17 protein-coding genes are annotated in these 23,372 nt (G+C 51.8%); 10 read left to right on the plus strand and 7 right to left on the minus strand.

What is annotated here, in order from left to right; translation table 11 throughout:
- Nucleotides 1-36 precede the first annotated feature (36 nt).
- Nucleotides 37-750, minus strand: coding sequence for a ribonuclease PH (rph, locus tag I4W93_RS08010; RefSeq protein WP_205309708.1), 714 nt, complete (start codon nt 748-750; stop codon nt 37-39).
- A gap of 231 nt (nt 751-981) precedes the next feature.
- On the opposite strand from rph, the gene I4W93_RS08015 reads away from it, so the two are divergent.
- The gene (locus I4W93_RS08015; protein WP_205309709.1) at nt 982-1,842 is read left to right on the plus strand and encodes a YicC/YloC family endoribonuclease; all 861 of its coding nucleotides are present in this window, start codon (nt 982-984) and stop codon (nt 1,840-1,842) included.
- Nucleotides 1,843-2,167: 325 nt separating this feature from the next.
- On the opposite strand, the gene I4W93_RS08020 is transcribed toward I4W93_RS08015, so the two are convergent.
- Complete coding sequence (locus tag I4W93_RS08020) at nt 2,168-3,166, minus strand: YecA family protein (RefSeq protein WP_205309710.1); 999 nt, start codon at nt 3,164-3,166, stop codon at nt 2,168-2,170.
- Nucleotides 3,167-3,400: 234 nt separating this feature from the next.
- On the opposite strand from I4W93_RS08020, the gene I4W93_RS08025 reads away from it, so the two are divergent.
- Nucleotides 3,401-3,805 (plus strand): DUF6088 family protein, encoded by a 405-nt coding sequence (locus tag I4W93_RS08025; protein WP_205309711.1) that lies wholly within the window; start codon nt 3,401-3,403, stop codon nt 3,803-3,805.
- A complete protein-coding gene (locus I4W93_RS08030) occupies nt 3,786-4,778 on the plus strand; it encodes a nucleotidyl transferase AbiEii/AbiGii toxin family protein (protein WP_205309712.1) in 993 nt (330 codons plus the stop codon). Before I4W93_RS08025 ends, I4W93_RS08030 begins: the two co-directional genes overlap by 20 nt.
- Before the next feature lie 172 nt (nt 4,779-4,950).
- Here the strand turns inward: I4W93_RS08030 and I4W93_RS08035 are convergent, their stop codons facing one another.
- Nucleotides 4,951-5,373 carry a BLUF domain-containing protein gene (locus tag I4W93_RS08035; protein WP_205309713.1) on the minus strand — a complete coding sequence of 141 codons (423 nt, stop codon included), beginning with the start codon at nt 5,371-5,373 and terminating at the stop codon, nt 4,951-4,953.
- A gap of 146 nt (nt 5,374-5,519) precedes the next feature.
- On the opposite strand from I4W93_RS08035, the gene I4W93_RS08040 reads away from it, so the two are divergent.
- The 6 genes from I4W93_RS08040 (at nt 5,520) to I4W93_RS08065 (ending at nt 15,680) form a co-directional block, all read left to right on the plus strand.
- Nucleotides 5,520-7,340 (plus strand): serine hydrolase domain-containing protein, encoded by a 1,821-nt coding sequence (locus I4W93_RS08040; RefSeq protein WP_205309714.1) that lies wholly within the window; start codon nt 5,520-5,522, stop codon nt 7,338-7,340.
- A 111-nt stretch (nt 7,341-7,451) separates the two neighbouring features.
- Nucleotides 7,452-8,645: an MFS transporter gene (locus I4W93_RS08045; protein WP_205309715.1), complete on the plus strand. Its 1,194-nt coding sequence runs from the start codon at nt 7,452-7,454 to the stop codon at nt 8,643-8,645.
- Nucleotides 8,646-8,725: 80 nt separating this feature from the next.
- A complete protein-coding gene (pdxR, locus tag I4W93_RS08050) occupies nt 8,726-10,534 on the plus strand; it encodes a MocR-like pyridoxine biosynthesis transcription factor PdxR (RefSeq protein ID WP_205309716.1) in 1,809 nt (602 codons plus the stop codon).
- A gap of 124 nt (nt 10,535-10,658) precedes the next feature.
- A complete protein-coding gene (locus tag I4W93_RS08055) occupies nt 10,659-11,528 on the plus strand; it encodes a carbon-nitrogen hydrolase family protein (protein WP_205309717.1) in 870 nt (289 codons plus the stop codon).
- A 74-nt stretch (nt 11,529-11,602) separates the two neighbouring features.
- On the plus strand, nt 11,603-14,026 hold the full coding sequence (locus I4W93_RS08060; RefSeq protein ID WP_205309718.1) for a TonB-dependent receptor: 2,424 nt from the start codon (nt 11,603-11,605) through the stop codon (nt 14,024-14,026).
- Between the two features lie 85 nt (nt 14,027-14,111).
- Nucleotides 14,112-15,680 (plus strand): tetratricopeptide repeat-containing sulfotransferase family protein, encoded by a 1,569-nt coding sequence (locus I4W93_RS08065; RefSeq protein WP_205309719.1) that lies wholly within the window; start codon nt 14,112-14,114, stop codon nt 15,678-15,680.
- Between the two features lie 24 nt (nt 15,681-15,704).
- Here the strand turns inward: I4W93_RS08065 and gabT are convergent, their stop codons facing one another.
- Together gabT and I4W93_RS08075 are read right to left on the minus strand one after the other, a co-directional pair.
- Nucleotides 15,705-16,979 carry a 4-aminobutyrate--2-oxoglutarate transaminase gene (gabT, locus tag I4W93_RS08070; protein WP_205309720.1) on the minus strand — a complete coding sequence of 425 codons (1,275 nt, stop codon included), beginning with the start codon at nt 16,977-16,979 and terminating at the stop codon, nt 15,705-15,707.
- Nucleotides 16,980-17,007: 28 nt separating this feature from the next.
- Nucleotides 17,008-18,459 (minus strand): NAD-dependent succinate-semialdehyde dehydrogenase, encoded by a 1,452-nt coding sequence (locus I4W93_RS08075; protein WP_205309721.1) that lies wholly within the window; start codon nt 18,457-18,459, stop codon nt 17,008-17,010.
- Between the two features lie 92 nt (nt 18,460-18,551).
- Here I4W93_RS08075 and I4W93_RS08080 point away from each other — a divergent pair, with 92 nt between their 5' ends.
- Nucleotides 18,552-19,463, plus strand: coding sequence for a LysR family transcriptional regulator (locus I4W93_RS08080; RefSeq protein ID WP_205309722.1), 912 nt, complete (start codon nt 18,552-18,554; stop codon nt 19,461-19,463).
- Between the two features lie 63 nt (nt 19,464-19,526).
- Here the strand turns inward: I4W93_RS08080 and I4W93_RS08085 are convergent, their stop codons facing one another.
- Nucleotides 19,527-21,953: a TonB-dependent receptor domain-containing protein gene (locus tag I4W93_RS08085; RefSeq protein ID WP_205309723.1), complete on the minus strand. Its 2,427-nt coding sequence runs from the start codon at nt 21,951-21,953 to the stop codon at nt 19,527-19,529.
- Nucleotides 21,954-22,040: 87 nt separating this feature from the next.
- Entirely contained in the window at nt 22,041-23,294 is a 1,254-nt protein-coding gene (locus I4W93_RS08090; protein ID WP_205309724.1) for an MFS transporter, read from the minus strand.
- Between the last annotated feature and the right edge of the window lie 78 nt (nt 23,295-23,372).

Genomic DNA, 23,372 nt, shown 5'->3' on the forward strand with positions numbered 1-23,372 from the left:
CTTCAAAGATTATTACCTCAGCACCTTAAAACAGTCTTAAGCCAGTACGCGCTTTTGCTCGTCGATAATTTCACGGATGGCGTGTTTGCCTAAATCCATCATCTGCTGCATTTCTTCAAAGCTAAACGGCGCTTCTTCGGCCGTGCCCTGAATTTCAATCACTTTGCCGGTTTCAGTCATCACGATATTCATATCGGTTTCGGCATTTGAATCTTCGGCATAGTCTAAATCAGCTACGGCTGTGCCTTTATAAATACCCACCGATACCGCTGCTACCATAAAATTCAACGGGTTAGTTTTAATGGTGCCTTTGGCACGCATATGGTTAAGGGCATCCACCAACGCCACACAAGCACCGGTAATAGACGCAGTGCGGGTGCCGCCATCGGCCTGAATTACGTCACAGTCGATAGTAATGGTATTTTCACCCAGCAGTTTTAAATCCACCGCGGTGCGCAGCGCGCGGCCAATTAAACGCTGAATTTCCATGGTGCGGCCACCTTGCTTACCGCGTGCGGCTTCACGGTCGTTACGGGTGTGGGTTGCGCGTGGCAACATACCGTACTCTGCCGTTACCCAGCCCTTGCCCTGGCCTTTCATAAAGCGCGGTACACCTTCTACTACGCTGGCGGTACAAATTACCTTGGTATTACCAAACTCAACCAATACTGAGCCTTCAGCATGAGCGGTAAATTGACGGGTAAAAGTAAGGGGACGGATCTGACTGGCGGTTCTGCCACTTGGACGCATAGCTGCACTCCTGAAATTAACAATGGCCGACATTATACGCTATGAATTTCTAAATGCACGTAGGCGGCCAGGCTGCGAGCCCGATGAGCTTAGCAATACTAAGTGAATCGGCGAGTAGTTGCAGCCAACACCCGTGCAGTTTGAAAGGCGACGCGTATTAGGGCGAGCAATTCGCCAAAAAGCCTTAGCCTCGGGTATACTCTGCTTTTATTTGTCGCCAGAGAATTAATTATGATCCACAGCATGACCGCCTTTGCCCGCCACGAAACCAAAGCCAGCTGGGGCACAGCCCAGTGGGAGATCCGCTCGGTAAACCAACGTTACCTGGAATCCTACTTTCGCCTGCCGGAGCAGTTTCGCGGTTTAGAAAGCTTGCTGCGCGACAAACTCCGTAACAGCCTGCAGCGCGGCAAAATAGAAGTTAACCTGCGCTACCACGCCAACCAGGCCGCCGGCGAGCTAACCTTAAACGACGTATTTGCCGAGCAATTACTGCAAAAAGCCCAGCAGTTACTGCAAAAAGCGCCACAAGCCCAATTAAACATCGCCGACATACTGCGCTGGCCCGGCGTAATGGAAACACCAACCGAAGACTTAGACGCCCTGCAAGGAGAACTGCTGGCTGGTTTTGACACCGCCTTACAAGACTTCTTAGCCGGCCGCGGCCGCGAAGGTGAAGCCATTGAAGGTATGATCCAGCAACGCTTAAGCGCCATCGGCGAACAGGTAGCCTTCGTGCGAACGCACCTGCCACAAGCCATGCAATGGCAGCGCGATCGCATTACCAATCGCTTAAATGAAATTAAAGCCGATTTAGATCAAGGCCGTTTAGAGCAGGAAATGGCATTTTTGGCGTCAAAATCTGACGTCGCCGAAGAGCTCGACCGCTTAGATGCGCATATCAAAGAAACCCGCCACACGCTGAAAAAAGGCGGCGCCTGTGGCAGACGCTTAGACTTTATGATGCAAGAATTTAACCGCGAAGCGAATACCCTATCCTCCAAAGCCATCAGCACTGAAATAACCAATTCGGCGGTAGAGCTTAAGGTGCTAATCGAGCAGATGCGCGAGCAAATTCAGAATATTGAATAATATTGTACTTTCGCCCAACTAAATAGCAGGTTCATAGTGGAGCCTGCTATTACAAGATCACATACCTGGTACTTCTCCCCAGAATCGGTTTTCACCAAAGACTCCATCTCAACCAACTGGGCCAGATGACGGCTTACCTTTGCCGGGCTTACGTTGTTGAGGTGAATACGTTAGCTAATCTGCTCACCCAGAGAGGTGAATAACAAGGTTAATCGCCTCAAAAACGATATTGGGGTTGGGAGTGCAAAAATGTGAATGTTACATTTCGTCATCAGGCGCTAATTGTTAGTTAGCGCCTGATTTGAGTTACGCAATGCCGCAAGAATCAAACCGCAAATGAGAAACTTTGTGTTAGCAGCGGTTGAATACATACCTTTCCAGGTACTTTCACACCATCTAAGTACGTTTTAGGATCAGCAGTAACAAAGCCCCAAAACTGTAAAAAGCGTTTAATAAAGCGTGACTCAATCAGCAAGCTCAGTAGCCTGATAGGTGAAAAATGCTCGTTAGGTGTCAGCTGGCGTAGCAAGTCTGGAAACGCTTTCGCAACGTCGTCTATCAACTGTTCAATAGAGCCGTGGCTTTGCAAACGCCAAAGCATAAATAACCAAAAGCTCCTTAGATTAACATCATGCTCAAAGCTATCCAGGTAGCCCCAGTTGTACTTGGTAGTGGCTGCTTCTAACATAGGTAGAAAAAAGGCCTTGATGCCTTGTGCTTGATACTGCTTCTGTGCTGCTTTTTTAAGATGAAAACGACCAGATCTTAAGTAAATAATGCCGGCAATTTCAGCCAGAACGCGGGCATAGTGCAAAGCATTAAATTTATCTTCATTAATACCGGAAAATTCACTGATACTAATATTGGTGCGGTGTTGGTTAACTGCAAACTCCGGCAATAAGTCACCGGCCTCTTTAACCAACTTTGCCGGTAAGTTGCCTTTGCTGGTTGCTTTAAAGGAACCGTTATTTTGCATCGCTTCATCAAATATCAATGTTAAATAACGCATCACAGGACTAGATGAGATATCTTCAGGTGTGCTTATGGTCAGCCACTCTAGTTCATCCAACGGGGCATAAAGCCAGTTCGCCATTTGCGTTGGTGTCAAACCGCAAAAATCGGCGCTATGTCGGTTATTACGTTCTGCCATTCGCTGCTGCGCTACAAGGTTTAACTCCTCAAGCGTCAAATTAGGATTCATCGCCACAGTTTGCGCAATATCATCGAATACATCGCTATGCTGTTTAGATGTAGCATTGATGCAGCACTGTTTGTATTTTTTACCGCTGCCACAAGGGCATGGCTCGTTGCGACCTGCTTTCATTCTAAATTGCCCTGAACTATGTCAATAGTTACTAAACAGCCAGTATATCTACTCACTTCTTCCTCGTAAAACTGCGGTAGAGGAAACCGCAGATTAATATCAATAGCTCAGCCAAACACCTTAATTTCCCCTTCAAAATCACTGTATAACTCCGAGTATAAATGTCGTATTTTTGCATTTGATAAATGTCGTATTTTTGCATATGCTATGACCATTCTTTGCAGGAGGTATCAGATGACGATACAAGACAGACTACAAACCAGAGTAAAGCGCTCTAAGCGTTCTGTTTTCCTGCGCTCTGATTTTACTGATATCGCTGATTATGACCAGGTTGGCCGAGGTCTCAGAAGCCTGGTGCAAGAGGGCTTGCTGCTTAAAATTGGTTATGGCCTGTATGTGCGTGCCAGAGTCAATCGCATCACTGGCCAGTTAATGCCAGATAACCCAGCCGGTAACGATGGGGTGCTTATTGAAGCCATGGAAAGGTTAGGCGTTGATTATAAGCTTGATGACTTGTCTCTTAAAAATTTGTCGGGCGAAAGCACTCAAATTCCGGCAAACGTCAAAATTATTCCAAAGAGCTCACGCTTTACCCGCAAAATTGCGGTAGGGAAACAGCGTGTCAACGAAGTTCGATAGCTCACTTTTTGTCGACGTTGCCAACGCCCTGGGGCTTGGTAACCCGGCTATTGTTGAAAAAGACTATTATGTCGTACAGCTGCTGGTGCATTTATGTTCTATTGAACTTCCCTCTCACCAAATCGTATTTTCTGGCGGCACAGCGCTGGCAAAATCATCGATAAAAACCTATCGAATGTCAGAAGATGTTGATCTGAAACTGGTTCCTAAGCCGACGTTTTCTGAGCTTACTTCCCGCAATGCGAAAAGAAATGCCCGTAAAGCGGCTAAGCAGTTGGTTGAGTCAATAATTACAGTGAGTAAAACTTTTTCTATTGAGAAAGCTGCGCTGGTACTGGATGAATACAGGTACTTTAGCTTCGATATCCGTTACCCCCAGGAGTACCAGCAAGCACCTTGCCTTCGCCCATTTATCAAGTTGGAGTTTATCGAATCTGATTTACTTAGTATTGCTGAGTCTCGCAGTATCCAGTCAATTTATGCGCAAATGTTGGGATCTGATATCGAGATTAAGGAGTTGTCTTGCGCTGTTATTATTGAGACGCAGGCAGAAAAATTGCTGTCAATGATGCGCAGAACTGCCAGTGTGGCGCGTAACAGCGAACGAGATGATGATGAGACCTTAGTTAGACATATTTACGATACCTACCATATCCAGCTTGCCCAACCTTCCGAGATAGAACAACTTGGATCTCTGGTAGTCAGAGCCATTAAAACCGATGTTGAACGCTATGGTAATCAACACCCGCAGATGGTTGAATCTCCTATCGAGGAATTGCGCTTCGGATTGCAGCTCTTAGCTGCAAACCCAAAGTTCGAGCAGCGCTATAACAGCTATGTTAGCCCTATGGTGTATGCTGAAAGCCCTGTCCAATGGCGCGACGCGTTAGCGGTTTTTACAAGGCTGTCAAATGACGTATTGGATTATGCAGAGCAACAATTTGATAACCCGCTTTCGAATCTAAGGAGTTAATGAGTATTTAAAAAGCGAACAAAAAATGGTGGGTAAAGTGGCGGGTAAAACAACGAAAACACCAACATAAAAACGCACAGCAACATGACTTAAAACAAAAATAATTTTACAATTTACAAGTAGATCAAATATTGAATAACCATCTATCCAGCATGAAGTAGCAAGCACGCCGCTACTTCAATGCCAGCTTAAACCAGTCGAGTTGACTTTCGGTTACCTTGCTGGCTTGGCCTATCATATTTAGCACGGCTATCAGGTCCTGGTTTTCTTGGTTATCCAGTAGCTTTTTCACCCCCAGGCTCCAGCGTGAGAAATCGCGCTGTTTGATTGGCGCCCTGAGTAACACCCGCGCATTAGTGTGGCGTTTATCGCGGCAAATACTGGCGTACAGCGCATCAACCACAGCCGCTTCGCCTTCCAGATATTGTAAAAAATAACGCTCGGTAAATAACAACGCGCCGGTAATATTTCGCCGGTAATTATTCGGCTCGGCGCGCAGTTTTATCTTATTAATCGCTGCATCGTCAGTGCTAATACAGCGCTCGCTGATATACACCAACTGAATTTCATCTTTTTCAATCAAACTCGTTGTCACGGCGTCTATCCTTATACTTAGCCACCTCTGTTATAACGCCTGTCCTGCTACAAAGCAATGCGACATCTGGCTAATACCGCAGCCCTGCAAAGTGGCTAAACCTGCTGGCTAAATCTGGCCCTGCTTTTTCTGCCAAACTGGCTCTTTTGGCTACGGTAGTACTGTGTGAAGGTAAAGCTAAACCATTTTTAGCCAGAGTTCGCGCCATGCTCAAGCGTTTTATTGCCGTGTTGCTGGCACTGTTATGTCCTGCTGCAGGTGCCGACCCGTTGTCGCTGCAAACTGCTCCACCTTCACTGCCCGGCAATGGCGCAGTAGTGCGCAGTGGCCTAAGTTATAGTCAGCTTACCGGCAGCGGCAGTATCAGCCTGCAAAATTACAGCCAGTACGCCATACCCGCCAATGCCGCTAACCCGCTGAACCAGTTTAGCGGCACCTTAACCCTGAGTATCGTTAGCGGTACGTTAACTGAGCAAGGCACAGCACTGGCCAGCAGTTACACTAAGCCGAACCGCTTACCGGACTTTAGCTTTAAGTTTATCCAGCACGGCACGCACCTCATTCCACTGCAACGCCAACTTATTGCTACCAGCCACCCATCCTGGGAGTATCTGCTACTGCCCGGCCGGGTATGGCAGGAAAACGGCGACAATGGTTATAGCCGCGTAGCGCTGCCGTTTGCCTTGCAGGAAGTCAACGCCAACTGCACCCACAATGGCGTAATGACGTTCTTATTTAAAGACGACGGCAGTGTGTCGAAACTGGCCTACCAGATAGCCCAGGAAACTTGTCAGTATTTTAAATTTAACCTGCATGGCAAAGTGAATGCCAGTTACCAGAGCGCCGTTATCAGCAATGCCGCCGCCATTAAAACCGCCTTCGAGCAGGAACTTGCCGCCCGGCTACCGGTAAAACCGCTAAGTGCGCTGGCCAGCGACTACCCGCAAGCGGGTGTTGTTATTGCCAATATTGGCTCCGACCAAAGCAGCAGCCACTTATCGGCCTATGGCGTCTACTACAACGGCGTACACTATGCCGGCAACTGCAGCACCCGCCAGGGCGATTATCCGTTTTGTCAGCAGATGGCACTGCCGTCGTACTCTACGGCCAAGTCGGTGGTGGCGGGCTTTGCCCTGATGCGGCTGGAGCAAAAGTACGGCGGTAATCAGCGCAATCTCAAGATCAGTAATTATGTCAGTGAATGTGCAGCCAGCCGCTGGGCTGATGTCAGCTTTGGCCAGACACTGGATATGGCCACCGGCAATTACAATTCAGCCGGCGCTTCGGTCGACGAAGGTGCCCAGGCTACTATCGATAACTTTTTTCTGGTTGGCAGCCATCAATTAAAAATACAGCACGCCTGTGGCTATCCGCGTAAAGCGCCGCCAGGCAGTCACTTCGTCTATCACAGCTCTGACAGCTATATCTTAAGCCGCGCTATGCAGCAGTATTACCGCAGCCTGGCGGGTAGCAATGCCGACTATTACACTGATTTACTGGTAAATGAGCTGTGGCAACCGCTGCAACTAAGCCCGCTAAGCTATTACAGCAAACGCACCTACGATGTAGCAGCACAACCCTGGGCCGGTTATGGCCTGACCTTTATCAGCGATGATTTAATTAAACTGGGCCGTTTTGCGTACCAGCAACAGGGCAAGATTAATGGCCAGCAACTGCTGGACGCTGACATGCTGCAGGATGCAATGCAACTGGGCAGCAATGGCGGCCTGAGTACCAATATACCAAGCAGCCGTTACCGCTATGGCTTCTGGGGCTATGACTTAAGTGATTCCACTGAAGTGGGCTGTGCTAGCCCCAGCTGGGTGCCTTATATGTCCGGTTTCGGTGGTATTGGTGTAGTAATGTTGCCCAACCAGATGGTGTATTACTATGTCAGCGATAGCAGCGAATACGGCTTTAGCAAAACGGTAAAAGAGCTGGCAAAAATCAGCCCGGTTTGCAGTTAACAAAATGGCCGGTGCGGCAACTGGCTCTGTCCGCCGGCTAAAACTGGCTCTGTTGTCAGCGATAAAAGCTGATAGGCTAAGTTAACAATTAGAATAAAAGGTGCCGCCGCCATGACGCAGCAACACACACTTAACGCCACAGCCAGTAAGCGCTTGCGCCTGCTGCCGGTGGCCGCCGACAGCCATTTAGCACGGCTGATGCTAGCCTTTTTGGCCACTGCTGGCTTATTTTACGTCAACATCATGCCTGCCCTGGTATCGGGCTTAATTGATGGCCGCGGTTTTAGCGCCCGCGACGCCGGGCTTATTGGTTCCTGCAATGTGTACGGTGCCGCCGTCGGCGCTTTTATTGCCATCTTCCTGGTAAAAAAACTGCCATGGAAAGCCGCCTGCACCGGTTTATTGTTACTGTTGATCAGCCTCGATTTCATCTCAATGTTACTGACAAACCCACTACCGATGATGCTGCTGCGCGCAGTGCACGGCTTAACCGGCGGCCTGCTGGTCGGTATAGCTTTTGCCGTAATGGCACGTTGCGGCCAGGTGCACAAAGCCTTTGGTATGTTGCTGCTGGTGCAGTTTGGCCTGGGCGGTTTGGGCGTTATGCTGTTACCACCGCTGGTGCCGGTGTATGGCTCCTGGCTGCTGTTTATGGCGCTTATTGCCTTTAGCCTGACCGCCTTGTTGATGCTGGCTTTTTTACCGGCCTATCCGCTGTTACCTATCGCAACAACTAACAGCGCTGCTACCGTGCGCTACCGGCCACTATTGGCAGCCATTTTAGCCATTTTTTTATTCCAGGCCGCCAATATGGCGCTGTATGCCTACATTATTGAACTGGGCGAACAGGCCGGTTTAACCTTAAGCATTATTTCACCGGCGCTGGGAGTATCGGCCTGGCTGGGGCTGCTGGGCTCGGTACTGGTGATCTGGCTGTCTACCCGCCTTGGCCGCGCACTGCCGGTATTTATCAGCATTATTATTACCGCTGTGGCGACCTATGCGCTGCATTTTAGTGCCAATGCCGCTATTTTCTGGCTGGCTAATCTGGCAGTGGGGGTTACCTGGGCGTTTAGCATTGCCTATCTGTTGGGTGTTTGTGCTGAGTTTGACCAGGCTGGCCAAATGGCGGCGCTGGGCGGCTTTGCCTCAAAAATGGGCCTGGCCAGCGGGCCGTTATTTGCCGCGCTGGTGATTAACGGCGGCAGCTACAGCGGGCTGATTAATGTCGCAGTGGTGCTGTTAGTACTGGCCGCGGTGGTAGCACTGTACCCATGCCGGACACTGGACAATGCCACAGGTTAGCCCCTTGCCTGCAGTTGTTGCACAACGACAGCTGCAGCTTTATGCTGGTTTTACCTGCAGTAAAATAATAAGACATTAATATGCAGCATCTGTTTGTGCTTGATGCCAGCGGCAGTACTAATTTACAGCAGCAATTGATGCAAAAGCTGATCAGCGCCATTGTCAGCGGTTATTTTGCCGCCGGCAGTAAAATGCCGTCGTCACGCAAACTTGCGGAACAACTGGGCATTGCCCGCAACACCGTGGTGCATGCTTACCAACAGCTTATCGATGAAGGGTATTTACTCAGCCGTGAGCGTAGCGGCATTTATGTTAGCGAGCAGCTATTTGAGCAACCAGCAGTCAGCACCCAGAGCACCGCGGCCGACACCAATCAGTATCCGTGGGACAAGCTGCTGACCGAGCAACGGCTGGAAAGCAGCCCACCACCCTACCCGCATAACTGGCAGCAATATCCGTATCCGTTTATTGATGGCCAGTTCGACCCTTCACTGTTTCCGGTAAACCAGTGGCGCGAGTGTTCTAAGCTCAGCTTGAATGTCGGCGAAATTAAAAGCTGGGCCAGCGACAGTGGCCAGCATGACGACCAGCTACTTACAGAAGAAATACGCACTAAGGTGCTGCCCCGGCGCGGTATTTTTGCCAACGCCGACGAAATTTTAATTACCCTGGGCTCACAGCAGGGCCTGTATTTGCTCAGCAAATTGCTGCTGAATAACCAAACCTTACTGGCAATGGAAGAGCCAGGTTACCAGGGCATGCGCCAGTTAGCCCAGCTGGCTTATTCGCCACTACACTATGTTGAAGTAGACGAGGACGGCATCGCGGTAGACAACATTCCGCCGCAGGCAGATGTGGTGTATGTAACGCCCAGCCACCAAATGCCCACCGCCGTCACCATGTCGCTGCAAAAACGTGCCGAGCTGATTGAGCGCGCCGAACGCGATAATTTTCTGATTATTGAAGATGACTATGAGTGCGAAAGCAATTTTATCAGCCAGCCGCACCCGGCGGTAAAAAGCCTGGATCGCAGCGGCCGCGTGCTGTATGTCTCTAGTTTTTCCAAGGTGTTAGCGCCCGGGCTACGGCTCGGTTTTATGGTGGCACCGGCGCCACTGATCCGCAAAGCGCGCCAGCTGCGCAGCTTAATCTCGCGCCACCCACCGGCGAATAATCAGCGCATTATGGGGCTGTTTTTATCGCTGGGTTATTATGATCAAACCATGCGCCGGCTAAATCAGGAACTGGCGCAGCGCTGGCAGCAAATGCGGGAAGCGCTAAATCACTACTTGTCTACCGCTATTGTTACCAGCCGCACCGTTGGCGGCAGCACCTGCTGGATCCAGGGCCCCGACAGCCTGAATAGCCAGCGCTTTGCCGCAGAAGCAGCCAAAATAGGTATTCTTATTGAGCCGGTCAGCCGCTTTTACGGTGGCAAAACCAAGCCGCAGCATTATTTTCGTCTGGGCGTAAGCAGCATTCCGACGCCGAAAATCCGCGAAGGTATTGGCCAACTGGCGCAACTGATGCACCAATGGCAGCAGCATAGCGACGAGCCGCAGCAGCAAACTGACTACGGCCAACGCCTGCGCGGCGATGCGCTACGCCAGTTTGCCAGCCAGTGCGAGTTTATCGGCCGCACCGTATTTGGCGACCCGTATCGCATTAAACTGGCCGCAGACGGCAGTATGCAAGGCTTCGAAGGCTACCACGATGAAAAGCAGGATACCGGCAAATGGTGGCTGGACGGCGACACCTGGTACCGCCAGTGGCAACATTGGTCCTACGCCGAGGTGCTGGGTTTTGAGCTGTATATCGCACAAAACCGGATTAACTGGCTACGTAACGGCCAGTTAGTCGACTCAGCCTTTTTTGTGTTACATCAGTAACTGGCTCCTGTATTCACCGCAAACTGGTTCTACCCAGAAGCTGCCAGCATGCTTAAGCTGTTAACAGAATAGCCACAAGCAGCGCGCTGGCATTTAGCGTGCTGCCTGCACCGGAGTTAACCCTATGACCACCTTTAATATTGCCGGCTTGCAACTGGCCCTTAGCGCCAATCAGGACAATTTTGCCGTCATCCGCCAGCAGGTACTGGCTGCCAAGCGTCGCTTTAGCGCGCTGGACATGGTACTGCTGCCCGAACTGTGCACCTTTGGTCCGGCGCCGCGCTTTGCCGAAACCTTACCCGGCGCCACCGAGCAAAAATACTGCGACCTGGCCGTAGAGGCCGGCATCTGGCTATGCAATGGCTCGTTGTTTGAACGCGACGGCGACCACATTTACAACACCAGCTCGGTTATTGCACCAGATGGCAAAGTACATTGCCGCTACCGAAAAGTGTATCCGTTTTTGCCCTATGAAGAAGGTGTTAGTGCCGGCACAGAATTCAGCGTATTCGACATACCGGGCGTTGGCCGTTTTGGCTTGTCAATTTGCTACGATATGTGGTTTCCCGAGAGCATTCGCGCCCTGGTGTGGCAAGGTGCCGAAGTGATCTTACACCCTACCTTAACAAACACTGTCGATCGCAATATCGAACTGTCAATGGCGCGCGCCAATGCCTGTATGAACCAGTGTTATCTGGTCGACATTAATTCTGCCGCCACACTGGGCGTGGGCCAGTCTATTGTTGCTGGCCCGGGCGGCGAGGTGGTGCATCAGGCCGGCGCTGAGCAGGAAATTATAGTACTGCAGCTGGATCTGGCCTATTTACGCCGGGTGCGCGAGCAAGGCTGGCAGCTGCTGGGCCAACCACTGAAAAGCTTTCGCGACACCAAGGTGGTGTTTCCACAATATCAGCAGCAGCGCTCAAGCTATCTGGACCAATTGGGCCCACTGCAAAAACCGGCGGGTAAAAACTGGACCAATGAAAGCTTTTAAACTGGTGCTTACCAGCTTATCAAGTCTTACCTATTCTGAACAAAAGTATAATAAATCAGCAAGGGAACAGAAAAATGACAGTCAGATCAACATCTAATGTTTTTAGCAAAGCCCCGCTGGCTCTGGCAGTCAGCTCAGCCCTGTTGTTCAGTTATGCCGGTCAGGCGCAGCAAGCAGACGCCGAATCGGCTAAAACGGAAGCCAGCGTTGAGCGCATAACCGTCACCGCCAGCCGCCGGCCTCAGACTGTGGAAGAAACGCCGTACAATATTTCCGTCATATCCGGCAGTCAGCTGGAAGAAAAGCATATTATTGACGCCGTTGATATGATGCGCGAAATGTCGGGTATCACCGTAGTCGATCGCGGTTATCGCAATTCTGGTGTGATCAACAATATTATTATCCGCGGCATGAACATCGACTCGGCCGGCAACGGCGACTTTGCTTTAAATGCCGCACCAACGGTATCAACCTACCTGAACGACACCCCGCTGTTTGCCAACTTTGTCTTAAAAGACATCGATGCGGTAGAGGTACTGCGCGGCCCGCAAGGCACACTGTATGGCTCAAGCTCACTGGCCGGCACGGTACGTTACAAAATGAACCGGCCGGATTTACGCGGCTTTAGCGGCAAAGTGTCCGGCGTATTAAGCCAAAGCGAAGGCTCTGAAGGCGTTAATACAAACCTCGACCTGCTGCTGAATATGCCACTGAGCGAGACAGTGGCTGTACGCGGCTATTTGGGCCGGATAGATAACGACGGCATCGTAGATTACGCCAATGTGTATCAGCTTAACGCCGCCGGTACACCGGTAGCCCAGGGCAACGATGTTGCCAACGGCGGCCCGGTATTTACCGCGGTAGAAGATGCCGACACTGTTGAAATTGACTATGGCCGGCTGGCGCTGCTATGGCAGCCATCTGACAACTTTAATGCCTTACTGTCTTATCAGTTTCAGCAAGACAACATTGGCGCCAGGCGCCAGGTTACCCGCGGTACCAACTGGGTAACAGGCACAGAGCAGCGCTACAACGACTACGAAAACGGCGCGGTGCAGTTAGAACCCAGCGAGCGCGATGTTGATGCTTGGGCACTGGAAATGGAGTGGGATCTGGGTTTTGCTACCGCCACCTCCAGCACCTCAGGCTACGATCACTCGGGTAACTCAGTAAGTGATAACAGCGGCTTTTATGCGCAAAACGGCTGGTTTTCATCCTATTACGGTGGCTCACCACGGCCAATGGCAACCGCCAGCCGGTTTTATCAGGATAAAGGCCTGAGCCAGGAGCTACGGCTGGTGTCCAACGGCACACAAAAGCTGGACTGGATAGTCGGGCTGTTTTATCTGGATCAGGACACCGGCTCCGGCCAGGACAGCCTGATGCCAGGCTTTACTGACTGGGCACAGGCCAGTGGCTTTGCCGATACCTTAGCCAGTTGGGGCGGCGTATTAGGCGAGCAAGACTTTTACTACCGCGACCAGCGCAGCATCAAAGACACCTCGTTGTTTGGCGAATTGACTTATCACCTTAGCGACACGCTGCGCACTACGCTGGGCCTGCGTCATTTTCGCAATGACATTAATAACGATACCGTGATCGAGCTGCCACTGTATCCCGGCGCGTCAGATGTTAGCTCTAAGGTAAAAGACAACGGCAATTTATTTAAGTTAAACGTCGCCTATGACTGGTCAGCCAATACCATGTTGTATGCCACCCTTTCCGAGGGCTATCGTCGTGGCGGTACCAGTGCGGTCCCGATAAGCGGTGGCTTTGCTGAAAACCCGGCTTATCTGAATTATGCCTCTGATAGCGTGCTGAATATGGAGCTGGGCATTAAGGGCAATACTGGCCGGCACTTTTACTCGGTGTCCTTGTTTAGTGCCAAATGGGATGACCCGCAGTTAAATATTCCTACGCCTAACTGGGGCTTTTATGCCGCTGTTAACGGCGACTCGGCACGCTCACAGGGGCTGGAGCTTGAGCTGCGTGGCTACCTGAGCGAGGCATTGCAATATAACTTTGGCTACACCTTTGTCGACGCCAAGCTGACCGCCGATTTAATTGCGCCGGCCGGCAGTGCCGCCAACCCACGTACCTATGTGTATGCTAAAGATGGCGAGCAACTGCCCAGCATGGCCGAACATACACTCAGTGCCGGTTTAAGCCATAGCTATGACTTGGGCAGCGGCTATTATCTGGTGAGCTCTGCCAGTGCATACTATCAATCTGAGTCCCGCAATGCGCTGGGCAGCAACCCCAACTTTGCCATCGATTTAGACAGCTTTTGGCTGGCGAATATCGGCACTAGCCTGTATGCCGAAAACTGGACGCTATCGCTGTTTGTGCGCAATCTGTTTAACGAAGATGGCGTTACCGGCACCTTGTCGGAAGGCTATATGGGCACCGCACCGGAGCAAAACTTTTATGGTAATGCATCAAAAGACTATATCAGCCAGCCTCGTACGGTTGGCCTGAGTGTTAGTTATCAGTTCTGAGGCAGCTACAACACCTGGCCGGGGTTGTGTCAGCGACACGCTCCGGCTAAGGTATATTTTTATCCTTAATAACAGTTAAGCAGTGATGACTGACGCGGCCCAGCTACTGAATAGTTTTTATCATGCCGTTGCGCAAAAAAATCCGGCGGCAGCCAGCAGCAGCGTGCAACAGCTGCTAACCGGCTTTCCACAACTGGCTGACAGCTGGCTGGCGGCAAGTGTACTGGCCGAAAACAGCGCCCAGCCCGCTAAAGCCCTGCAGGCTATTGAGCGGGCATTAACCATAAGCCCGGCATCAGCCGCACTGCAACTGCGCAGGTTACATTTTTTGCAGCGCTGCGGCCAAACTGCTGCCGCGCTAACCCTGGCACAAAGCCTGTGTCAGGCGCCGCTCTCAGATGCTGATTTTCTCAGTGAACTGGCGTTGCAATGCAGCCAGTTGCAGCAGTTTGAGCAGGCCGCCACGCTTTATCAACAGGCACTGGCGCTGCAGCCAGATAACGCCAGCCTGTATTACAACTACGCTACCATGCTGCGTTTTTGCGGCCAACTAGACCAGGCCGAGCAGATGCTGGATCAGGCCATTGCCTTGCAGCCGCGTGATACCGATGCCTGGCATTTACGCAGTAATTTGCGTAAACAACGACCAGACAATCATCACTGCGAAGGTTTAATAGCGATGTTGCAACGCGACGATCTCAGCCCGAAGCAACAGGTGCAGCTGCACTATGCGCTGGCCAAAGAACTGGAAGATTTACAGCAGTATCCAAAGTCGTTTGCGCAGTTAAAAGCCGGTGCCAGCCTGCGCCGCCAGCATATTAATTACAATTTGCCAGATGATCTGGCCGTTATGCAGCTTATTCAGCAGCAGTTTAACGCAGATTTTTTCCGCCAAGCCAGGTCACAGGGCTATAGCAATAACGAAGCGGTGTTTATTGTTAGCATGCCACGCGCCGGCTCTACACTGGCCGAGCGCATGCTGGGCTGTGATGCTAAGGTGCAACTGGCCGGTGAGCTAAATAATTTTGCCAGCCAGCTAAGCCGTTTGGCGCAGCAAAGCGCCGGGCGTAAGCTGGATAAAGCCGCGCTGGTGCAACAGACCAGCCAGCTTGATTTTGCCGCTTTAGGCCGCGCTTATATCGACAGCACCCGGCCGCTTACCGGCGCTTATTCACACTTTGTCGATAAGCTGCCGCTGAACTTTCTCTATGTTGGCTTAATTCACCTAGCTTTACCGCAGGCGAAAATCATTCATGTACAGCGTAACCCTATTGATCACTGCTACGCCATTTACAAACATTTATTTGCCGATGCCTATCCGTTTTCGTATCAGTTAGACGAGCTGGCGCAATATTATCAGGCTTATCAGGCGCTGATGGCACATTGGCAACAGGTGCTGCCGGGGGTTATTCATAGCGTGCAGTATGAAGACTTAATCAGCCAGCCCGAGCTGCAAAGCAAAGCGCTGTTTGAGCATTGTGGGCTGAGCTGGACCGAGCGTTGCCTGCAGTTTCATCAGCACAACCGCCAGGCCAGTACCACCGGCAGCGCCAGCCAGATCCGCCAGCCGCTGTACAACAGCTCGGTGGCACGCTGGCGCTATTATCAAACCGAACTAGCACCGCTTACCCGCGCCTTCCCTGACGCGGTTTGACAAGCGCTGAGCTGGCGTTAGCGTTTATTTAGATAACACCGAGCATAATAATACATCCAGCTTATCCAGCCCTTGTTGCAGCACGTCGGCTTCAATGGTTAGTGGTGGTAAAAACCGCAGCACATTGCCGTAAAAACCGCAGGACAATAAAATTAGGCCGTGTTTGCTGGCGTTAGCAATAATTTGCTGAGTTAAGGCCACATCCGGCTCGCCCTGCTGCATAAACTCTACTGCGATCATTGCGCCGAGCTGGCGCACCTCGGCAATACGCGCCGGGAATGCCTGCTGCAACGCATTTAACCGCGCGGCAAAGGCCTCGCCAATGATATTGGCCTGAACGCACAGCTTGTCTTGTTCAATCACTTCCAGCACCGCTAAAGCCGCGGCGCAGGCTACCGGCGAGCCACCGTAAGTGCCGCCCAGCCCGCCCGGCAAGGGTGCATCCATTATCTCACTTTTACCCACTACCGCCGCCAGCGGTAAGCCACCGGCAATGCCTTTGGCCATCGTCATAAGGTCAGGCTCGACGCCGCTGTGTGCCATAGCAAACATTTTGCCGGTGCGGCCAAAGCCAGTTTGAATTTCATCGGCAATCAGTACTATGCCATGCTTGTCACACAGCTGGCGCAGCGCCTTTAGCAGCGCCGTGGGCGCCGGATAAAAACCACCCTCGCCCTGCACCGGCTCAATAATAATGGCCGCGACATCATCCGGCGCTATATCCACCTTAAACAGGTTTTGCAGTGCCGCCAATGATTGCTCGGTGCTTACGCCATGCAGCGCCATCGGAAACGGCAAATGGTAAACATCGGCCGGAAAAGGCCCAAACAGGTTTTTGTACGGTGTCACTTTGCCGGTGAGTGCCATGGTCATATTGGTACGGCCATGAAAACCACCATTAAAGGCAATAATGCCACGCCGGCGGGTGTGGGCACGGGCAATTTTAATGCAGTTTTCTACCGCTTCGGCGCCGGTGCTGACAAAAATGGCTTTTTTGGCACTGCTGCCAGGCGCCAGCCGGGTGAGTTTTTCTGCCAGCTCTACCGCTTCAGCATAAGGGTTAATCATCAGGCAGCTGTGGCTAAAACGTGCCAGTTGGGCTTGTGCCGCCGCGACCACTTTCGGGTGGGCATGGCCGGTATTGCACACCGCTATACCGGTACCAAAATCGATATAACGGTTGCCCTCGACGTCCCACAGCTCGGCATTTTTCGCCTGCTGCACATATACCGGATACAAGTTACCCTGGCCGCGCGCAATAACGGCCTGCTTACGCTGTTGTAGCTGCTGATTGGTCATAAAACTGCCTTTTTATAAAATTGCCTTGTTAAAGCCCACCTAAACACAGGTATTTAATATCGGTGTAGTCATCCAGGCCGTATTTAGAGCCTTCGCGGCCATAACCGGATTGCTTCACGCCGCCAAAGGGCGCCGCTGCATTGGAAATAATGCCTTCGTTAATACCGACCATGCCAAACTGCAGCGCCTGGGCCACGCGAAACACCCGGCCGATATCGCGGCTGTAAAAGTATGCCGCCAGGCCATATTCGGTACTATTGGCAAGCTCAATCGCTTCTTGCTCAGTATCAAACGCCATTAGCGCTGCCACCGGGCCGAAGATTTCTTCTTTACTAATCGCCATACCGGCGTTTACGTCGCTAATTAAGGTTGGCTGAAAAAACTGTCTGCCGGCGCCATGCATGCTGCCACCCAGCAACAATTTTGCGCCGCCGTCCAGCGCGCTCTGTTGCAGCTGCGTTACCTTTGCCACGGCTTTGTCGTCGATTAAAGGCCCAATTTGGCTGCCATCGGTTAAGCCATCCGCTACCTTTAATTGTGTCATCGCTATCGCCAGTTTATCGGCAAAGGCCTGATACACGCTGTGCTGCACTAAAATGCGGTTGGCACAAACACAGGTTTGGCCGGCGTTGCGAAACTTAGCCGCCATCAGGCCCTGTACCGCCGCATCTAAGTCGGCATCGTCAAACACGATAAAGGGTGCGTTGCCGCCCAGCTCCATCGACACCCGTTTTACGCCGTCAGCACATTGCTTTAACAGTTGCTTACCCACGGCAGTAGAGCCGGTAAAGCTGAATTTGGCTACCTTGGCATGCCGGGTTAATACCTCGCCAATACCTTTAGCGTCAGTGCCGGCCACCACATTAAACACCCCGCCCGGAATGCCGGCCTGGTGGGCTAATTCAGCCAGTGCCAGCGCCGACAATGGCGTTTGCTGCGCCGGTTTGACCACAAAGGTACAGCCGGCTGCCAGCGCTGCCGCTGCTTTACGCGCTATCATCGCATTGGGGAAATTCCACGGTGTTATCGCGGCCACTACACCAACCGGCTGGCGCTGCACAATAATGCGTTTATCGTTGGAGGGCGCCGGTATGGTATCGCCATACAGCCGCTTGGCCTCTTCGGCAAACCACTGTATGTAGGCTGCGCCGTAAGCAATTTCGCCTTTGGCTTCGCTAAGTGGCTTACCTTGCTCCAGGGTTAACAAACGGGCTAAATCGTGCTGATGCTGCATAATCAGCTGATACCAGGCTTGCAGTAACTGCGCCCGCTCTGCTGCCGGTTTAGCCGCCCAACCGGCAAAGGCATTAGCTGCCGCCAGTACCGCTTGCTCAGCATCGGCGGCGCTGGCATCACTCACTTTTGCCAACTCGTGCTGGTTGGCAGGGTTTTGCACGGCAAACTGCTCAGTTGCCTGATACCAGCTACCGTTGATATAAGAGCCGGTTTTAATTAATTCGCTCGCAGAAATCTGTTGCATAACATACTCCGTTTAAGTGGCACTATTGCATCATGTTAGCAGACAAGGTTAAATACCAAACATTCAACACTTAGTTTGAAAATTATCAACCTATGGCCAAATTGCCGAGAAACTTAAGCCAGCACGACATTAAACTACTGCGTGTTTTCCAAACTGTGGTCGACTGTGGTGGCTTTACCGCTGCCGAAACCGAGCTGAATATTGGCCGTTCAACCATCAGTATTTATATCAGTAACCTGGAGCAACGTTTGAAGCTCAGTTTGTGCCAGCGCGGCCGGCAGGGGTTTTCACTAACGCAGGAAGGCCAGGCGGTGTATAACGCTATTCAGCAACTGGAGCAGGCGCATCAGCAATTTAGCCAGCTGGTGGCCGGGTTAACCGACTCGTTAAGCGGTGAGCTGGTTATTTTAACCGCCGATCAGCTGGATCAGTCACGGCTGGGCTTGCTAAGTAAACTCTGTGCCGCGCTGCAGCAGCAGGCGCCGCAACTGCAGTTGGCATTGGATGTATTACCGCTGCAACAAATTGAGCTGGCGCTGCTAAAAGATCAGGCGCATTTGGCATTAATGCCCGGCTACCGCCAGATTGATGGCCTGCAGTATCAGCATGTATTTAGCACACCGATTTTTTTATGCTGTGCCGCTACGCATCCGTTATTTAAGCTGGCAGACAGCGCTATCAACGACGAGATACTGGCACAATACCCGGCCATTCACCCGGGCGTAGACATTAACCCGGAAGGGCGCAAACAATTGCAAAAACTGCAGGCCGGCGCCCGCGCTTATCAGTTTGATACCCGGCTGGCGCTGCTGTTATCCGGCGGTTATATCGGCTTTTTACCGGAAGAAATTGCCAAACCCTATATCGCCAGCCGGCAGCTGCGCTATATCAAACCGGCGCAATACCAGTACCCGTTTAATCAATCTATAGTGACAAAACAGATACCGCGCGACAGCGCCAAGGTAAAGCTGGCACTGCATATCCTGCAATCCTTGTTAGTCTGACTGGCGTCGCGGCATAGAAAAACGGCGGGCCAAGGCCCGCCGTTTCAGCAAACACAGCTGTTATCAGAAACGATACGCCAGGCCCAAAGACGCATTGCGACCGTTAATAGTGCGAGCGCGGATAATACCGTTATCCGGCACTGAGCCTTCTTCGGCTTCTGTCAGGCCAATTTCGTCAAACAGGTTGTTTATGCTTAACGATAACGTCAGGTTTTCTGCCAGGGTGTAGCTGGCAAACGCATTGACCTGAGTATAACCGCTGAATTTTAAGTCATTGTTATCTTGCGCGTAGGCAGCTGTAGTGCCTATCAAACTAACCCCAACCTGAGCTTGCTCAAAGAAGTAGCGTGCCAGCAGGTTGTAGACAAAATCTGCCTGACGCCGTGGTGTATTGCCTACCACGTCCGGGCTTAGCGCATCTTTGCTGATCTCAGCATCGGTCCAGGTAACCGAGCCGCGCATATCAAAATCGCCGATGCGGTAGCTGCTTTCCAACTCGATACCGTGCGCCTTGTAGGTGCGGTCAAAGAAACGCTGACTGGTGGCTTCAAAGTTTTGCTCTTCGGTTTCGGCAAAAAACAAGGTAGCAAACAGGTTTAAGTTGCCATGCCGGCTCTTGCTGCCCAGCTCATACTGAGTCACTTCATCTACTGCATCTTCTTTAGCTACGCTGCCATCGGCATTCACTTTGCCAAACAACAAGCGGTCGGCGTTGGCGCGGCCACCTTTGCTGATGCGGCCAAACATGGCCCAGTCTTTATTAAATTGATAGTTAGCACCGGCCGAGTAGGAATTGTAACCCCAGCTGTAATTCACAATGCTGGCATTGGCGAGATCGATACCGGATACGCTTTGCTCTACCTGACTGATAACGCCGTCGCTGTTCATATCGCGGCTGCTTTGCACTGCACCAGCATAGCTGCCTGAGGCGCTGCCGATATCGCGGCGGACACTGGCATCCAGCGATAAAGCACCATAGGCCCAGCTTACGCCGGCATAAGGTGCTTTGGTGCTATAGTCGGTGTCATAGTTACGCTGGCAACAGTTTCCCCAAAACGGCACGCCGTAAGCCGTCAGGCCCTGTTCGGAAAACGCCGTACCATCAGCGGCAGTGACATTTAACAGCTCTGCATTGTTACCCTTTAACGCCATTAAATACGAATTCCATAACCAGGACATGCTAATACTTTGATCGGCCATGTAATAACCTACATTTACATCAACCTCGCCGAAGCGGCGTGACAGCTTTAAGTCGTTAACGATAGAGCCGAAATCGTCGATTTCAACGTCAAAGGTGTGAATACGCATGGCGTTTTCTGCGGTGTAGGCTGCACCGGAATTGGGCCCTACCGCATAAGTTAAATTAGCGCCGGCACCGGCGATACTGTCGGCGATACCTTGCGCATTGCCCACCTCTGCCGGAAAGGGGGTATTAAAATTACCACTGACATCGCTAACCCGAAAGCGGTTTTCCAGCGTCCAGCCTTCAGCTAAATCAAACACCGCTTCAACGCCAACGCTGTTTACTTTCGGGTTCATGCCATCGCGCACATCACCACGGGAGATTTGGTTATCGCCGTTTAAGCGCACGGTTTGGGTTAAATACACCGATTGCAGCGTATCCGAGCCGGCGTCATAGCCCGGCACTGAGCTGCCATCGGCGTACATTGGCATCGGCATATAGCTGGTAGCTTTGTCATTTAGATGCTTAAAGTACAACCGCACATAGCCGGTATTAAATTCTTTGGTCAGGTTACCCTTTAACTGAAAACCTTGTTCGCCCTGATAACCCGGGTCACGTACACCTTCCCCCTGGCGCACAAAACCGCCCAAATGAAAGCGCATATCGCTGTTAATATCGCCGCCGTAATCAAAATCGGTGCGAAAGCTGTCGTAATCCAGCCCGGTGGTAAAGGCGATACTGCCGCCGTTTTCTTCGCCGGTTTTACTGACAAAATTAATAATACCGCCCGGCGAATTACTGGCGGTGGTGCTGGCCGAGCCGCCGCGGATCACGTCCAGCCGCGACAAAGTAGCATCGGCACGAAGAAAAATATCGGCGTTACCAAAGGCGATATCGCCAAACTGCAGCACCGGCAAGCCATCTTCCTGCAGGGTAAGAAACTTAGCGCCGCCGGACGCTACCGGCAAGCCGCGTACGGCGATATTGGCATTGCCTTCACCGCCGGTCGCCTCACTGCGCACACCCGGCAGCATACGGAAAATCTCAGCGGTACTGCGTGGCGTGGCCACGGCAATATCATCCAGTGTCAGGCTGCTAACCGACACACTGGATTGCATAACAGTTTGCTTACGTGATACCGCGCCGGTAACCACGATGCGCTCAAAGCCTAAACCGTCGTTGTCTGCCTGTGCTGCGGCTGGCTCCTTTGTATCAGTTTCTACCTGCTGCGCCAGCGCTACGCCGTTGCTTAGCGCCAGCGTGACAGCCAAAGCAACTGCGCCTGGTGTCAAATTGTACTGTTTCATTGTCTTTCTCCCGTGTTGAAGTCGCGATCTATTCTTTGGATAGTCTGCTTATGACTTAATCGTTTAAGTGTTATTGCGATAAAAAAGCTAGCCGGAAGACATTTGCTCCAGCTTAGCTTTGGCTGGCTGTTTCAGCCAGTTGTATACCATTGCCATTGCCAGCAAGGCGGAAAACAGGGTTGCCAGATAAAAACCGGCAGTTACGTCGTTCGCCCAATCACCCAGCACGGCCATTAGCGCCGGTGCCACGGCAGCGGCCAGCGCAGTAAACGCCAGCAACAAGCCGGCTACAGCGCCATGCTGCTGCCTGGCAAAGCAGCTGATGCCTTTGGAATTCAGCGTGGGGTAAATCATCGACATAAACAGGCCAGACAACGGCATCAGCCATACCGCCACCTCTTTACCACCGAGCATACTGGCGGCAAAGCAGGCAAAGATACACAGCGTAAAGACCGCCATCACGCTACTCCAGCAAAAACGGCTTAAAATAGCCGTCGCCAAAAAGCGCCCCAGCGCGCGTAGAATAAAAAACACCGTAATAGCCTGGGCAGCCAGCAAGCTCCAGCGACCGTCGTAGTCAGCCAACATGGTAGGTAACCAGACAAAGATTGCCACTTCACAGCTGACATACAGCGCTATAGCCAGCGAAAACCCCAATGCATAGCGGTCTTTTAGCAGCGCCAGCGAGCGGCGCAGCGATACCTGCTCAGCTGCGGCCTGATACGGCGGATAAGGCAAACGTGCCGACATCACCACTAACAAGGTGCAAAGTAAACCGGCCAGTAAGTAAAGCGAAGTCCAGTGGATAGAAGCGGCAATCATCAGCGCCACTAACGCCGGGCCAACAATGGCGCCAATGGCAAAGAAGCCCTCTACCGTGTTCATGGTGCGGGTATGGCTTTGACTGTCAGGGCTGATATCACCAATTAATGCCAGCGCGGCGGTTTTAAAAATACCAATGGCCAGGCCACACAGGCCCATTAATAAGATAAAAAACAGCGCACTGTTGCCGGCCATAAAGGCATAGCAGGATGCCGCGTACAGGCTTAAACCGACGATAATCAGCTTTTTGCGGCCCAATTTATCGGCCAGCCGGCCTAAGAATAACCCGGCCAAACCAATCGCCAGCATAGGCACATAATGAAAGGCGCTGGCCTGAAACATGGTTAACTGATATTCCGCCATCGCTTCAGGGATGATCACGCCCACTGCATCGGTGGTCATGGCAAAGACAAAAAACATCAGGTAGGTCATCCAGCGCACCTGGCGCTGTAAAGCCTGAGCACGATCTAACGTTTCGGCTGCCCCGACAGCCTGACGCTGCGCATCAGTAGTAAGCATAGTGTTTCCCCGTTTATGTTGTTTGTTAATGCCGGTGTAAGCGCACCTTGCTTAACAAACTTATCTGAACGCTACGCT

Origin of the sequence: Rheinheimera maricola, assembly GCF_016918075.2 — a bacterium.
Taxonomy (GTDB): Bacteria; Pseudomonadota; Gammaproteobacteria; order Enterobacterales; family Alteromonadaceae; genus Alishewanella; species Alishewanella maricola_A.